The sequence below is a fragment of the Neobacillus drentensis genome (genome assembly GCF_036966985.1).
Taxonomy (GTDB): Bacteria; Bacillota; Bacilli; order Bacillales; family Cytobacillaceae; genus Neobacillus; species Neobacillus drentensis_E.
This window is the reverse complement of record NZ_JBALSN010000052.1, coordinates 1-17248: the sequence shown is the minus strand read 5'-3', so window position 1 is coordinate 17248 and position 17248 is coordinate 1. Positions and strand designations below refer to the sequence as shown.

The window sequence follows — 17248 nt, the reverse complement described above, 5'->3', positions numbered from 1 at the left end:
TATACTCGTCTTCATCAATTGGATTTTAGTACTTATGATCGAACAAAAGTGGGAGATGTCATGGCGCGCATGACTGGGGATTTGGAAGCAGTTTCACAGCGAGGTAATGAGATGTGTCAGTTCATAAAGGTAAAAGGACAAAATTAGTTAACTTAAAGAAGAAAACCAATTTTTATTGACAATACATTTATGATCTTCAAATCGACGATATAATTGATATATTAGCTTACTATAAATTTAGACACTTGTTATAAATTCCGACTAAAAATATTTTATTAAGGACTAGGGGGATTCATATGGGTAATTTCAAAATGGTATGTTTGGATATTGATGGGACATTACTGAATTCCAGGCATGAGATTACGGAAAAAACGAAACAAGTCATCCAGAATGTCGCAAATGAAAAACATATTCCAGTCATCTTAGTTTCTGCAAGAATGCCAAAAGGTATGTTGTTCTTACAGAAAGAGCTAAATATTGTTCAGCCGATTATTTGTTACAGCGGTGCTCTTATTTGGAATCATGGTGATCTGCAATTGAACATTACGATACCAGTTTCAGATGTAAAGAAGGTGTATACTATTGTTAAAAACTTAGGCATCCATATCAGTTTATACAAGGATGATGAATGGTATATAGAAGAAATGGATGAATGGGCAAAACAAGAGAGAGAAATAACCAGTATTACTCCTGCTATTTCCGATTTTAGTAACCTTTTTACTTTTTGGGAGCAAGAAAGTACTGGACCTAATAAAATTTTATGTATGGCTGAATCCCCAGATATCCAACAATTGGATACAACAATGAAAGAATATCCTTCTGATCATTTAAATATTTATCCTTCAAAACCTACCTACTTAGAAATAATGCCTAAACATACAACCAAAACTTCTGCCATTGAATTTTTATGCGAAGAGTTTGATATCCTAAAAAACGAGATAATCGCAATAGGCGACAACTATAACGATATGAATATGATCGAATTTGCCGGACTAGGAATTGCCATGGGAAATTCCCGGAACAAGTAAAACAAATTGCTGATGAGAGTGTGAGAGGTATTAAAAAAATACATTCTATCTTGAAAAGGAATCTGAAAATTAAATTATTTTTTCTAAAAAAACATTGAAACGTTTCCAAAGGGATGATATTATAGGTGTATGGAAACGATGAAACGTTTCCAAAGCGATAATAATATAAGTAAATGAAATCGCTTTATTACTGGAGGTAGTAGTAGTGCCAAGCATTAAAGATGTTGCAGAACTGGCAGGAGTTGGGGTTGGCACTGTTTCACGAGTCATAAACAATCATCCAACTGTAAAGCCTGAAACCCGGGAGAAAGTGAATGCTGCGATCAAACAATTAAATTACATACCTAATGAAGTGGCAAGAAACTTTAAAATGCAAAAATCAACAATGGTTGCGCTGGTGATTCCGAGTGTATGGCATCCATTTTTCTCAGAGCTCGCCTATTATATCGAAGATGAGCTTGACCGAGAAGGATATAAATTGATGCTTTGCAATAGTGGGGGCAGACCTGACAAAGAGCTTTATTATTTAGATATGCTCAATCAGAATAAAGTAGCAGGCATTATTGGAATCACTTACAATGACATCGAAGATAGTGTGAGTACTGATATTCCGATTATCAGCATTGACCGCCATTTTGGAAAAAAAATCACATGCGTAACCTCGGATAACTACACTGGCGGCCGCATTGCCGTAAGAGAGCTTGTGAAAGTGGGAACTAAAAAGGCCGCATATCTTGCAACCTATAGTGATGTTTATAGTGAGGTTGAACTTCGGAAAAAGGGATTTATCGATGAAGCAGAGGCTCAAGGTATCGAATATATCATCTACGAGGAGCTTGATGCTGTTTTTAATGATGAAAAATACTTCGAAAATTTCTTTAAAATAAAAGAACATCAGGATGTGGACGGGATATTTGCCAATACCGATCTACTTGCCGCCAATTATATCGATAAAGCTAAACAAAATGGCTTGCGGACTCCTGAGGATGTAAAAGTAATCGGATATGATGGAATTCAGGATAATAAGCTGTTTCATCCAATTCTATCAACGATTCGGCAGCCGGTTGAGGAAATGGCAAGAATGTCTGTAAAGCTTCTCTTAAGAAAGATTGAAGGTGAAGCACTGGAGCAAGAGATTTATCGAATCCCTGTCATGTACAGAGAGGGCGAAACAACTTAGCTATTATTTGCAATTTTTTTAGCTCTTCGTTGGAAACGTTTCAATTAAAAAGCTGGAGGATAAGGGTCTATGAAATGCCTCTCGCCACAGAGAGGGAGGAACCTTAGATATATAATTTTTTTAACTCCTTTTGGAAACGTTTCAATGAAGCGTTCAAGTAAGAGATTTATCGAATACCTATGATGTGAAGAAAGGAAGAAACGGTTTAGATAACACAAATTTTTTTAGCTATCGTTGGAAACGTTTCAATTGAAATGTTAGTCAAAAAAAAAACATTGTTGAAAGTGAGGCAAGAATATGGAAGTGGCAAGGAAGGCAAATCCGATCATCGATTCACCCATCCAAGCAAGAAAAGCATCAAAACTAAAAAAAATCTTGAGTAATTATCAGCTCTATTTATTTCTTTTACCCGCTTTAGTTTATTTTATTGTTTTCCATTATGTCCCGATGTATGGAATATTAATTGCTTTTAAAGATTTTGTTGCAACAAAAGGAATTATGGGAAGTCCGTGGGTTGGATTTAAACATTTTGAGCGATTTTTTGATTCCTATCAATTTTGGAGCCTGATTAAAAATACTCTTGGTCTTAGCGTTATACAACTTATCGTTGGTTTTCCGCTTCCAATTTTTCTAGCACTCATGATGAACCAAATTAGAAGTGATAAGTACAAACGGTTTGTTCAAACAGTTGTTTATGCGCCGCATTTTATATCAGTAGTTGTTTTAGCGGGGATGATTTATGTCTTCTTTTCAAACAATGGGCTTATTAATAACATAATCCTGATTTTTGGCGGCGATCCGATTTCGTTTATGGCAAAACCTGATTGGTTTAAACCATTATATATTGCCTCAGGCGTTTGGCAAGAAACCGGATGGGCTGCGATTATATATCTAGCAGCGCTTGCAGGAGTCAGCCCAGAACTGCATGAGGCTGCGGTAATGGATGGAGCAAATAAGTGGCAGCGGATTTTTCATGTGGATATTCCGGCGATTATGCCAACGGCTGTTATTCTATTAATCCTAAATGTTGGTAACATTATGAATATTGGTTTTGAAAAGGCTTACCTGCTACAAACACCAATGAACCAGCCGGCAGCAGAGATTATCCCAACCTATGTTTATAAGATGGGGTTACAGCAGGCGCAATATAGTTTTGCTGCCGCAGTAGGATTGTTTAATTCAGTGATTAACTTAGTTTTATTAGTCTTAGTAAATAAGTTTGCAAAAAAATTATCCGGAACAGGATTATGGTAACAAGGAGGTGCAGCATAAATGAGTATATTAGCTTTAAAGAATAAGAGAATGACAAGAAAATCGAAGGAAGATAAGGTCTTTGATATTATTAACTTTTTTCTGGTCGCGATCATCTTACTATTGGTAGTGTATCCATTGTACTTTATTGTAATTGCCTCTATCAGTGACCCAAACATGATTTACGAAGGAAAGGTATGGCTATTGCCGAAAGAGCTGACCTTGGAAGGGTATCAGCGAATCTTTGGAGACAGCAAGATTTGGCTGGGCTATAAGAACTCCATCATCTATACGGTGGTTGGTACGATTGTAAACGTTTCTTTTACCTTAATGGCTGCCTATGCATTATCAAGAAAAGATTTATATGGAAGAAATGTGATTATGTTTTTATTCCTCATGACGATGTTTTTCTCAGGCGGGTTAATTCCTACATACCTGGTTGTTAAGAATCTTGGTTTGCTTAACACTATGTGGGCGCTGATCCTTCCAAAAGCTGTTGCAGTATGGAACGTCATTGTGGCCAAAACGTTTTTTGAGTCCTCTATTCCTAATGAGTTATTAGAAGCAGCACGAATAGATGGATGCTCGGACGTGAAATTCTTCTGGAAGATTGTCCTTCCTTTATCAAAACCGATAGTGGCTGTTATGGTCCTATTTTATGCAGTGGGGCACTGGAACTCCTATTTCGATGCGTTAATCTATTTGAATAATGAAAACTTATATCCATTGCAATTAATTTTACGAAATATCTTAATTCAAAATCAGAGCTCGACGATGATGATCAGTGATTTGGACTCTTTAGCAGCAAAACAAAGAGTGTCTGAGCTAATTAAGTACGGTGTCATTATTGTAGCTTCCATACCGCTTTTAATCGTCTATCCATTTGTCCAGAAGTACTTTGTAAAAGGTGTTATGATTGGCGGAATTAAAGGTTAATAGTAATGATCAGCATTAAGGGGGTGATGGTAGACGTATTTGATTGTTTGCCATCCAATTAATATCCTAGAGGGGGAAAAACAAATGATTCGATCAATCAGGAAAAATGTTCAGAAAAACAAGAAAAAGAGCATGGCAATGGCGTTGGTTTTAGGATTAAGTGCTTCATTAGCATTAACTGGCTGCTCAAACAATGATTCAGCTAGTTCCGATAAAAAAGCAGATGCTGCCTTTCATAAAACAGGTTTACCGATTGTCGACAAACAAGTAACGCTAAACATTGTTTCACCAAAGGCAGCTCTCGCACCCGACTATTCCAAAATGGTGATTTTTGATCGACTTCAAAAAGCAACAAACGTTCAAATTAAATGGAATAACATACCAGGTGATGGATACCAAGAAAAGAAAAACTTAATGCTGGCAAGTGGCGACCTGCCAGATGCGTTCTATGCGTCAGGTTTTTCCGATAATGATCTTGTACAAAATGGCCAGAATGGTACCATTGTCCCATTAGAGGATTTAATTGACGAATATGCCCCGAATTTAAAAAAATTATTTGAACAAAGACCAGACTTGAAAAAAGTTGTAACAGCACCGGATGGACATATTTATTCCCTGCCGCGTGCAGAAGAAATGGATTTAATCGGAATGCCTAACATTATGTTCATAAATAAAACATGGTTAGATAAACTGGGTCTGCAAATGCCAACGACATTAGAAGAATATCATGATGTGTTAAAAGCATTTGTCGAAAAGGATGCGAACGGAAACGGTAAGAAAGATGAAATTGGGCTGACTTTCTGGTATAACGGCTGGTGCGGTAATGAAGGAGATTTAATTGGTTTATTCGGAGTGCCGGATGCTTCATTTGAAGCTGACCACCGTATTGTAAGAGATGGAAAAGTCCTTTATGCAGCGGTTCAGCCAGAGTTTAAAGAAGCAATTAATTATTATAACAGCTGGGTAAAAGAAGGTTTAATTGACCCTGAGGTTGTAACCCAAAAGACGGAGCAGCTATTTGCCAAAGGGAAAACCCAGGATCCAACACTTGGCTCGTTTATTTGGTGGGAAAATACGGAAGTAGTGGGTACCAATCGAGTGAAAGATTACGTCGTATTGCCTCCATTAAAAGGGAAAGATGGCAAAGTTGTCATTGGGCGTTCAAACTATTCTGAGTATGGAAGAGATGCCTTTGTGATTACCTCAGCAAATAAGAACCCTGAGATTACGATGCGCTGGGTTGACCAGTTGTATGAGCCAAAGATGTCTGCGCAAATCAACTGGGGCCCAATCGGTGAAATATACGAGGAAGATGCGAATGGCATGTTAGTCAATAAAGAGCTTCCAGCAGGCGTAGCAATGGGTGAATTGCGTCAAAAGGTTGCTCCGGGCGGTCCGTTTGTAGTGTTAAAGGAGCACTTTGGCAAAGTGGTAGACATGGAGCCAAGAGCGAAAGAAAGATTACAAATTCTGAACCAGTATTATAAACCGCATATGGTACAAGAAAACTATCCATCGATCTTCTTTAGCCCTGAAGAACTTGAAGTGATTAATACGATTGAGCCGGAAATTAAGGCGTTTGTGAAGCAAAAAGAAGCGCAATGGTTGGTCGAGGGCGGAATTGAAAAAGAATGGGATGCTTATGTAAAGCAATTAAATGATATGGGTCTTGATAAATTAATGAAAGTTTACCAAAAAGGATTAGACCGCTATAACAAGCAATAATCCTAAATATAAGCCAGACATCCTTTCGCGTCTGGCTTTCCTTTTAAAAATACAAAATAGGATGATGTACATGTTTGATGTCACGGCTTTAGGAGAGTTATTAATTGATTTTACTCCGTCCGGTCATTCGGAAAAGGGGAATGGTTTATTTGAAACAAACCCTGGCGGAGCACCGGCCAATGTCCTTGTGGCACTCTCCAGATTAAATAAGAAAACGGCGTTTATTGGGAAAGTGGGCCAAGATCGATTTGGCCATATGCTAAAGGGAGTCTTACAAACTCAAAACATTGATACCAGTAATCTCTTATTCTCGGAAACGGTTAATACAACACTGGCTTTTGTTCATTTAGATGAAAAAGGGGATCGTTCCTTTAGTTTTTACCGGAATCCAGGTGCCGATATCATGCTGGAAGAAGCTGAAATTAATGAAGATACCATCAAACATTCCTGTATCTTTCATTTCGGTTCCTTATCCTTAACAAATGAGCCTTCAGCCACAGCCACTTTTACCGCACTGCACTTTGCAAAAAAACATAAAGTATTAATTTCATATGATCCTAATTTGCGAATTCCTTTATGGCGGTCACTTGATGATGCAAAGCGGCAGATTTTAAAGGGATTTGAATATGCAGATATCGTGAAGATTTCTGAGGAAGAATTAGAATTTTTAACAGGTTCTCGTGATGTGTTAAAAGGAACAGAAGCTTTACAGGAACAATTTGGAACAGCCGTTATTTTTGTGACCTTAGGGTCAGAAGGCTGTTTTTACCGAAGCAAAACTACAAATGGCAGTAAAGAAGGGTTTCAAGTAAGCGCTGTTGATACAACGGGAGCAGGGGATGCTTTTGTTGGCGGTGTATTGTATCAAATCCTTGAAATGAATAAACCATTAGATCGTTTACATGCAGCAGATTTAGAGAAAATGGTCACTTTTGCTAATGCAGTAGGTGCCCTAACGACAAAAGGAAAAGGTGGAATTCCTAGTATTCCAACTATCGAGCAAGTTGAAAGGTTTTTAAAAAAGAATACCTAAACGGAAGAAAGGAAGAACGGAAAAATGAAAAACAACGTCTTAGAAAAACAACAATATTATACCGAAAAATACCGTCCACAGTATCACTTCACTCCAGTGCGTCAATGGATGAATGACCCAAATGGGATGGTGTTTTATAACGGGGAATATCACTTATTTTATCAATATCATCCCAATGGAACAACATGGGGTCCCATGCATTGGGGACATGCGGTAAGTAAAGATCTTGTTCACTGGGAACACCTCCCGATTGGTTTGGCACCAGATGAGCATGGTACGATTTTCTCAGGTAGTGCAGTCGTAGATTGGAACGACACTAGCGGTTTCTTTGAAGGGAAATCAGGGTTAGTGGCGATTTTCACACATGCGGATACATACCCTGATTCGGATCGTCCACGACAAAGGCAGAGTCTTGCCTATAGCAAAGACAATGGACGCACATGGGTAAAATATGAGGGGAACCCTGTTCTGCAAGAAGAAAATATCATTGATTTTCGTGATCCAAAAGTGTTCTGGCATCGTGAAACTAATCAATGGGTCATGGTATTAGCCGCAGGTCAAACGGTTAGAATTTATACTTCCCAAAATTTAACTTCATGGGAGTTTGCCAGTGAATTTGGAGAAGGACATGGCTCACATCAGGGTGTCTGGGAGTGCCCCGACCTTTTTGAATTAACTGTTGATGGGGATTCCAATCAGAAAAAATGGGTGCTATTTGTTAGCATTGGCAATGATTCAAAATATGAAGAAGGATCCAGAACGCAATATTTTATTGGCGATTTTGATGGTAAAACTTTTTTCAACGAATACAAACCTGAAACGACCCTTTGGATTGATCATGGACGCGATAATTATGCGGGCGTTAGCTGGTCTGATGTTCCGGCTGAAGACGGAAGAAGGATTTATATTGGCTGGATGAGCAACTGGCAATATGCAAATGTTACTCCTACAAAAGAATGGCGAAGTGCAATGACGATTCCTAGAGTACTTGAGCTAAATAAAACTGAAGAAGGGATTCGGCTTGTACAAAAACCGGTTTGTGAGTTACGAGATATTCGTGATGAAAAAATCTTAATTCAAAACGAAGTGGTTGTACCCGGTAAAAATCTTTTAGAAAATGTGAATAGTAATACATTTGAAATCATTGCCGAGTTTGAAATTGGAACCGCAACGGAATTTGGGTTCAAGGTTTGTAAGGGAGCCAATGAAGAAACAATTATTGGATTTGATGTAGAAAACCACACATTATTTATAGATCGAACTAATTCGGGAGAGGCTGCTTTCCATGAGGCCTTCGCAGGAAAACATGAGTGCTATCTACTACCAGAAAATAATAAGATCACTCTACATGTTTTTGTTGACCAGTCGTCTGTTGAATTGTTTGGAAATAATGGAAAGTCCGTTATAACGGACTTGATCTTCCCAAATCAAGAAAATAAGCAATTGGAGCTCTATGTAAAACATGGAGAGATTAAGTTACACTCGTTAGAGTTTTATTCGTTAAAATCTACTTGGCGATAATGTAGTGAAAAGGTAATAGGGGGAATGAGATTAATGAATGGTTTAAACAACAGATTATTTAATACCTTGAATACAATGGTGGATTTATTTCTTTTAAATTTACTATGGGTCATTACTTCGCTCCCCTTAATAACCTTTTTTCCTGCAACAGCAGCCATGTTTGGCGTTGTCCGCAAACGAATTTTACAAAAGGAAACAGAAAGTATTTTAAAAAGCTTTTTAAAAATTTTTAAAGGAAATTTCAAACAAAGCTTTATTATCTCGATTATTTGGTCGGTACTTGCCTGTTTCTTATATTTTGATTATAGGCTTATAGATCCAAGCAGTTCTGTTGGTCACCTCATTCTGTATATCATCTTAGTCATTGGCATTTTGTTGTTTAGTTCGATCTCCATTTATCTATTTCCGATTATGGTCCATTTTGAACTAAGCTTTAAGCACATTATTCAAAATGCCTTTCTCTTTTCCCTTATGAACCCGGTCTTAACGATTCTTTTATTGATAATTGTTGGGGCGGGTACTGCCCTTTTCTATTTTTATCCAGCTACGATTTTCATCATCGGCAGTCTCTCAGCATATGCAGTTTATTACTTATGTCAATTATGGTTTAACCAGTTGCTAAACATGAAGGGAACAAACTGAAGATTAAAAATTATTCTAGGGTGCACTTAAACAATACATATTAGCACCCATTCTTATAAGTTGATTTGTAAGCGTATTCTATTTGCTTGGATAGTAGTGATAAATAAATGTTGGAGGGGAACAGGGTTGAAACAAAAGATAAAAAATCAAGGAATATCGATTATGATCATTTTTTCATTAATGATTTCGCTGTTTATGCCCGCTGTTTCTAGTAAAGCGGAAACTAGTGTATCATCCAGTTCGTCTGTTGATGGCGAAAATGAACCATATCGGTCCAAATTTCATTTTTCTCCGGAAAAAAACTGGATGAATGATCCCAACGGCATGGTGTATTACGATGGGGAGTATCATCTGTTTTATCAGCATAATCCTACTGAACCAAAGTGGGGACCGATGTATTGGGGACATGCGGTAAGTAAAGACTTGGTCAATTGGGAATACCTGCCGATCGGTCTTTATCCAGATGAAAAAGGTTTTATCTGGTCAGGGAGTGCAGTTGTGGATTGGAACAATACGACTGGATTCGGAAAAGATTCGAAACCGCCGATGGTTGCTGTATTTACTCAGGAAAAAGGTGGTCATCAAGTTCAAAGTTTAGCTTACAGCAACGATAAGGGCCGTACTTGGACAAAGTATGAAGGAAATCCAATTATCCCTATGCCAGAGGGGATTGATGTATTCCGGGATCCGAAGGTATTTTGGCATGAGGAAACAAAGAAGTGGATTATGGTGATTTCAGCTGGTGACCGGGTTTATTTTTATCAATCGCCAGATTTAAAAAAATGGACGAAAGTAAGTGAATTTGGAAACCAAGACGGCTCCCATAAGGGAACATGGGAATGTCCGGATTTATTTGCCCTTCCGGTTGATGGAGATCCAACTAAGAAGAAGTGGGTATTAGCTGTCAGTATCAGTGAAGGGGCCCCTGCCGGCGGTTCGGGGATGCAGTATTTTATTGGTGATTTTGATGGGAAAACCTTCACCAATGCCAATGATCCGAGTAAAGTCCTATGGGCCGATTATGGGGCTGATTTTTATGCAGCTGTTTCATGGAGTGATGTCCCTGATGGACGCCGTTTATGGCTCGGGTGGATGAATAATTGGAAATATGGGCAGGACATTCCAACATCCTCATTCAGAGGAACGATGTCGACCCCGCGTGAACTTGCCTTATCAACGGTTGAAGGTGAAGGGATTCGTCTTAAACAAAAACCTGCAGGTGAGTTCGAAAGACTTAGGGGTAATCCACAAGATATCGAGAATAAAGTGATATCTCCGGGAGAAAATCTGCTTTCGAATTTAACAGGAGATGCCTATGAGATTACGGCTGAATTTGATTTGAATTCTGCGACGGCCACCGAGTTTGGTTTTAACATTCGAAAAGGCGAAAGCGGGCAGACAAAGATTGGTTATGATGCTCTCAACAAAAAATTGTTTGTTGACCGTTCCAATGCTGGTAAAACGAGTTTCAACGCGCAATTCGCCGCAAAACAGGAGGCTCCGTTAGCAGCCATTAATCAAACCGTTAAAATCCATCTAATAGTTGACCGGGCATCTGTTGAAGTATTTGGCAATGATGGTCAGGCAGTAATAACAGATCAAATCTTCCCCGATCCTAAAAATCAATCTCTTGAACTTTACACAACCAGCGGGGAAGTACAACTTAAATCATTAATGGTATATGATTTGAACCAGGCTTCTTTTGTCTCAAACATAGACAAAATCGCCGTTGATGGAGGAAGTCTGCGAAATGAGATTGAAAATCCAGATTTTGAGACTGGCAATCTATCAGGATGGACAGAAGCAGGATCCGCATTGGATCATCCAGTATCCAATGTTACAAGCTTCTGGGGTGGTCCTTTTCAGCAACAAGGAACCTACCATGTTTGGGGATTTGCCGGGGCAGCCAATGATGCAAATGCTGATTTTCGCACGGGTGTAATGAAATCTACTGTATTCAAACTTGGCGGGAATGGAATGATTGATTTCCTTGTTGGCGGGGGGCAGGATATAAATAAGCTATATGTTGCCTTAGTTCGGGCTTCAGATGGAAAAGAGCTTTTTAAAGCAACTGGATCAAATACAGAAGCCTATCGAAGAGTCAGTTGGGATGCATCAGAATATATCGGAGAGGCATTGTATATGAAAGTTGTTGACTATCATTCTGGCGGATTTGGGCACATCAATGTCGATGATTTTCATGTTTTTAATAATGACCCAGAGATAACTGATGATATCCAAAATCCTGATTTTGAGACAGGTGATTTAAAAGGCTGGACCATTGTTGATGGTGATGCTTTTAGTAATCAGGATGTTACAGCGGATAAAGATTGGGGATGGGGTGGTCCGTTTAATCACCATAACCAATACCATCTATGGGGAGCTAAAGATGGAGGAGACGGACAAACGGGAATTTTAAAATCAGCAAACTTTACCCTGGCAGGTAATGGTCAAATTCATTTCCTTATCGGCGGCGGTAATGACATAGACAAATTATATGTGGCCTTGGTCAGGGCCTCAGATGATAAAGAATTAATCAAAGCAACTAATACCAACTGGAAAGAAAGCGAAGCTTATACTCGGGTAAAGTGGGATGCAGCCAATTACTTGGGGGAAAAAGTCTACATCAAAGTGGTGGACCATGCGACAGGTGGATGGGGCCATATTAACGTAGATGACTTTCATGTAAAAAATACCGGCATCATAGCAAACTGGCCATTGGATGAAGGCAGTGGAACCAAAACAAAAGACTTTGTCAGAGGAATGGCAGACCCTATTTCCTATGTGTTTACGAAAGCTTTATACAAGCCATCGACCGATCCTTTATGGAGGGATGGCATCCGCAACAAGGCATTATTGTTCGACGGATATTCCACCTGGATTACGAGGCCTTCCGATCAGGTTATAAAGCCTACGGATGCCCTCACGATTGAAGCATGGGTCGCACCAAGATCTTATGAGTGGGGCGATCTCGGCCAATTGTCGGCTATTGTAAACCAACACAATAAAGCCGCAAGCGAAGGCTATATCCTTGGGATGGGTCGGCACGGGAAATGGTCATTTCAGGCAAGTGTTAACGGCGAATGGAAGGAAGTCTGGGCAGCCGACGACAAGCCTCTTGAAAAAAATAAATGGTCGTATATCGTTGCCACCTTCGATAAGGCCGAGCAAAAAATGAAGCTATATTTAAATGGTGAATTGGTGGGGGAGACGGCCACACCAAAAGGAACCATCACACCATCTTCAAATGATTTAGTAATCGGAAAACATAATAACGCCGCTCTGGTTAACGGAGCTTTCACTGCCAATATGTTTAATGGAATGATGGACGAGTTAAAAATGCATAACCTTTCTCTTTCTGGTGAAAAAATTAAAGAGAATTATGATTCGTATTTAAGTAGTTTTGAAAATCATAAACTTCCAATACCTGATTTGGCACCAGATCGGAGCAGATATGATGGCGACCGGTACCGGCCGCAATATCATTTTATTGCACCGGAGCATTGGATGAACGAGCCTCATGCACCGTTCTACTATAATGGGAAATATCATCTATTCTATCAAAATAATCCCCAAGGCCCATATTGGCATCAAATTCATTGGGGGCATTCTGTAAGTGAGGATATGGTTCATTGGAAGGATGAACCGATCGCACTTGCACCTGATGGGAACTCCGTTGCGCCTGATGGTGTTTGGTCAGGCGGATCAACTGTTGATGGTAATGGGAATCCGGTGTTATTTTTTACAGCCGGGGATGATAAAAAGGTTCCAAATCAAATGACGGGTCTTGCAACGAGTAAGGATCCCGGGGACCCGAATTTGAAAGAATGGTCCATGTACGAGAAACCAGTTACGGTTCAAGCGCCAAACCTGACGGCAAAAGAAGGGGAGGTATGGTACGGGCAATTCCGTGATCCGTATGTTTGGAAAGATGGAGATACATGGTACCAGCTTGTTGGTTCTGGTATTAAAGGAGCGGGGGGAACTGCACTTCTTTATACCTCTAAGAACCTGAAAGATTGGGAATACAAAAAGCCACTGATTGTCGGCAATTATAAGGAAAACCCGAAAACAGGCCAGGTTTGGGAGTTGCCAGTGTTCCTGCCATTAGGTAAAGATGCAAAAGGCGTTGAAAAATATGTCTTCTTTTTCAATCCTTGGTTTGATGGGTACAGTCCACACAATGTCAAATATGTTTGGTATTGGATTGGAACATGGGATAAAGAAAAATTAGAGTTTGTTCCTGACCACGAGGAACCGAAACAATTTGATTATGGTGAACACTTTACAGGACCAAGCGGAATGGTTGATGGAAAGGGACGTTCGATTCTCTTTAGTATTGCACAGGACCGCCGGACGGAGCAGCAGCATTACGATGCCGGCTGGGCTCATAATGCAGGGCTACCGCTTGAGCTTTCATTAACTTCAGAAGGTGGATTAGGGATTAAACCAATTTCCGAATTAGATTCCTTAAGGAAAAAGGAACTTGTTTCAATCAAGAATGAAAATACAGATAAAGCCAATGAATTATTAACAAATGTTAAAGGTGATCTGTTGGAAATTCAACTGGAAATCAATCCAGCCTCTGCAAAACAAGTGGGGCTAAAAGCTAGAAAGTCAGCAAATGGCGAGGAAGAAACATTACTATTCTATGATGTTGAAAAACAATCACTAAACATTGATCGAAACAAATCCAGTCTGGATCCGGATATCCAAAAAGGAATACAGGGCGGAGGGCTTAAGATTGGGAAAGAAAATCTCAAGCTTCATATTTATCTGGACCGGTCCATGATAGAAGCCTATGCGAATGGCAAAAAAAGTATCACATCACGTGTATATCCAACCCTTTCCGATGCACTGGGCCTTGAGTTATGGAGTAGTGGCGGAAAGGCGAAAGTGGTATCGATGAAGGTATGGGAAATGGGTTCCGCATACGGGGAAATGGTTCCAGCCTATTGGCCTGAATCGAATGGCGGCGGAGATCCAATTCCAGAAAGTACAGAATTGCAAAATCATGATTTCCAATCAGGTGATTTAACAGGATGGACTGTTGTAGAAGGGAAAGCTTTTAGCAATGAACACGTTTCCAAGGCAAACGATTGGGGATGGGGCGGACCGTTTAACCAAGCCTCAGACCGAATCGACCCGGAACGATACCATTTATGGGGTTTTAATGGAGAAAAAGGCGGGGATTCATTGACAGGAGTGTTAAAATCGGAGAACTTTGTGTTAGGTGGAAACGGAAAAATCGATTTCCTAATTGGCGGCGGTGCTAATATCGACAGACTTTATCTAGCACTGGTAAGAGCTTCAGACGGCAAAGAGTTAATGAAGGAAACGGGTGGTAACTGGGAAGCCTATCGAAGAGTTAACTGGGATGCTTCGGATTATATAGGAGAAGAGCTATACATCAAAGTTGTAGACTATGAAACTGGCGGATGGGGACATATTAATATTGATGATGTAAATGTACCTGCGGCCATAAAAAGGTAAAATCTTACCTTGATAGATAGAATCAAATAACCTAGAATAATCATGTGAAATTCAATATTGCAGGATTGTGACTGGTTAGCAGGCAAGACCTAAAATGAGTGAAGGACAGAAGATACCTTTGTGTATATGTCCTTACCCATTTTAGGTCTTTTTTTGTTATTAAGGTTGAATACACTGTACCTAGATAAGGAGTTTTTAAGATGAAAAAGAAGAGGATTATATGGATGCGGCTGCTTGTTTTAGCAGTATGCTTCCTGACGATTACAGGAGTTTTAATCAAAAAACAGGTGAACACCAGATTAGAAACAACCAATATCAATCAAAAGAAGGATCAACCTTTAGACCTGGTGCTTAGTAATCGTGCTCTCCATCAGTGGGGATTTGATGAAGGGGATGGTAACGTCACTCGTGATCATGCCCAATCTGTGTCGTCTGTTATTCATTATGCATTAACATCAAATCCGGAATGGAAAAACGGCATTAGCGGTAAAGCACTATTATTTGATGGATATTCCAATTGGCTGGAAATTCCTTCAGAAAAGGTTCATAACCCAGCTGGGTCTTTTTCCATTGAAGCATGGGTTGCCCCGAGAGCCTATGAATGGGGCGACAATGGACAGCCCTCCGTGATTATCAATCAACAGGATAAAGGAAATCAACAGGGATTTATGCTCGGAATGGGACGGCATGGATATATCACGTTTCAGCTTGCCATAAACGGGGAATGGCAGGAAATTTGGTCGCCAGAAGGGAACATTTTGCCGAAAGATCAATGGTCTCATGTTGTTGCACAATTTGATAAAGAAACAACTAAAGTCTCACTTTATTTAAACGGTGTGCTCATTCAAGAAAAAGCAGTACCTCCGAATAGTGAGTTTACACCAGCAGCTCATACGCCGTTACTTGTTGGAAAACATAATCAGGCAGTCGCTGTGTCTGAGGTTTTCCAAGTTAATATGTTTAATGGATTAATGGACAATGTTTCCCTATACAACAAAGTATTTAGTAATGAATCAATTAAACGACACTATGAAGAAGCCATTAACGGCTGGAACAATAAACTGCCGATACCAGATACTTCATTTAATCGAACGGTTTATAAAGGAGACCGCTATCGTCCTAATTATCATTTTACTGCTCCACAGCATTGGATGAATGAACCACATGCACCGATTTACTATAACGGAAAATACCATTTATTTTATCAGTTTAATCCTGCTGGTCCTTTTTGGCATCAGATTCATTGGGGGCATGCTACAAGTAAAGACATGATTCATTGGGAAGATCGTCCCGTTGCTTTAAGTCCAACAGAGGGAACAGCAGCCAGGGATGGCGTTTGGTCCGGAAGTGCCACATATGACGAAAAGGGGGGACCAGTTCTATTTTACACAGCAGGACACGATGAAATGAAGCCGAATCAAATGACTGGTATGGCACGGCCAGAAGAGGCAAATGATGTCAACTTAAAACATTGGACCATGAATTCTAACCCTGTAACAGTACAAGAGGAAAATATGGAAACACCAAAAGGAAAGGTATTGTTTGGACAATTTCGTGATCCCTACGTATGGAAAGATGGAGACAAATGGTACCAGCTTGTCGGCTCGGGAATAAAAGAGGCAGGAGGAACCGCTTTACTCTATACCTCAGAAGATCTTGAACACTGGAAGTATGAAAAACCATTGATGATAGGTGATAAAGTGAAATATCCGCGTACAGGAGATGTATGGGAACTGCCATTTTTAGTTCCGATTAAAAACAAGGATACTGGTGAACAAAAATATGTATTCATGATCAGTCCTTATTTTATGTCCCCTAGTCCGGATGCAGCTCGTTTTACATTTTATTGGATCGGGACTTGGGACCCAGATCGGTTGGAGTTTATCCCTGAACATGAGGAGCCTAAACTGTTTGATTATGGTGAACATTTTACAGGAGCACAAGGTTTTACAGATGGGAAAGGCCGTACCATCGTGACAAGTATTTTGCAAGACAGGCGTTCGGAAAGGGAAAAATATCAATCAGGATGGGCACACGGGGCTGGGCTGCCGCTCGAAATCTATTTAAATGATAAGCAAACTCTTGGAATTCGTCCTATTGAAGAGGTGCAGTCACTTCGAAGAGAAGAACTGGCATCCGCCCAAAATGTTACAATGGATGAAGCAAATAAACAGCTTCGAAAAATCAAAAGCGATCAATTCGAAATCGAGTTGGAATTCGATGTTTCCAATANNACGAAAGCAGCCGGTTTAAAAATATTAACAGACCCAAATGAACAGGAAGAAACCAGTATTTTTTATGATAATGAAAGGAAAACCATTCATATTGACCGCCAGCATTCAAGTAAAAATCCTGAAATTGAAAAGGGAATTCAAGGTGGTGCGCTAAACCTTGAAGACGATATCTTAAGGGTACGCCTATTTGTTGATAAATCGATTG

The 17248-nt window shown here is 39.7% G+C and carries 10 protein-coding genes; all 10 read left to right on the top strand.

Going from position 1 to position 17248, the window contains the following annotated elements; translation table 11 throughout:
- Nucleotides 1-296: 296 nt before the first annotated feature.
- Nucleotides 297-1028: a Cof-type HAD-IIB family hydrolase gene (locus V7659_RS03850; RefSeq protein ID WP_335538233.1), complete on the top strand. Its 732-nt coding sequence runs from the start codon at nucleotides 297-299 to the stop codon at nucleotides 1026-1028.
- A gap of 205 nt (nucleotides 1029-1233) precedes the next feature.
- Nucleotides 1234-2208 (top strand): LacI family DNA-binding transcriptional regulator, encoded by a 975-nt coding sequence (locus tag V7659_RS03845; protein WP_335538231.1) that lies wholly within the window; start codon nucleotides 1234-1236, stop codon nucleotides 2206-2208.
- Nucleotides 2209-2505: 297 nt separating this feature from the next.
- Entirely contained in the window at nucleotides 2506-3462 is a 957-nt protein-coding gene (locus V7659_RS03840; protein WP_335538229.1) for an ABC transporter permease, read from the top strand.
- An 18-nt stretch (nucleotides 3463-3480) separates the two neighbouring features.
- Nucleotides 3481-4395, top strand: a complete 915-nt coding sequence (locus V7659_RS03835; RefSeq protein WP_251026625.1) for a carbohydrate ABC transporter permease — start codon at nucleotides 3481-3483, stop codon at nucleotides 4393-4395.
- An 84-nt stretch (nucleotides 4396-4479) separates the two neighbouring features.
- Nucleotides 4480-6120: an ABC transporter substrate-binding protein gene (locus V7659_RS03830; RefSeq protein WP_335538226.1), complete on the top strand. Its 1641-nt coding sequence runs from the start codon at nucleotides 4480-4482 to the stop codon at nucleotides 6118-6120.
- Between the two features lie 70 nt (nucleotides 6121-6190).
- A complete protein-coding gene (locus tag V7659_RS03825; protein WP_335538225.1) occupies nucleotides 6191-7153 on the top strand; it encodes a PfkB family carbohydrate kinase in 963 nt (320 codons plus the stop codon).
- Between the two features lie 24 nt (nucleotides 7154-7177).
- Nucleotides 7178-8674, top strand: a complete 1497-nt coding sequence (locus V7659_RS03820; protein ID WP_335538223.1) for a glycoside hydrolase family 32 protein — start codon at nucleotides 7178-7180, stop codon at nucleotides 8672-8674.
- Nucleotides 8675-8707: 33 nt separating this feature from the next.
- Nucleotides 8708-9316 carry a YesL family protein gene (locus tag V7659_RS03815; protein ID WP_335538221.1) on the top strand — a complete coding sequence of 203 codons (609 nt, stop codon included), beginning with the start codon at nucleotides 8708-8710 and terminating at the stop codon, nucleotides 9314-9316.
- 126 nt (nucleotides 9317-9442) lie between these two features.
- A complete protein-coding gene (locus tag V7659_RS03810) occupies nucleotides 9443-14809 on the top strand; it encodes a GH32 C-terminal domain-containing protein (protein ID WP_335538219.1) in 5367 nt (1788 codons plus the stop codon).
- Nucleotides 14810-15009: 200 nt separating this feature from the next.
- On the top strand, nucleotides 15010-17248 hold a 2239-nt coding region (locus V7659_RS03805), incomplete at its 3' end, for a LamG-like jellyroll fold domain-containing protein (protein ID WP_335538218.1).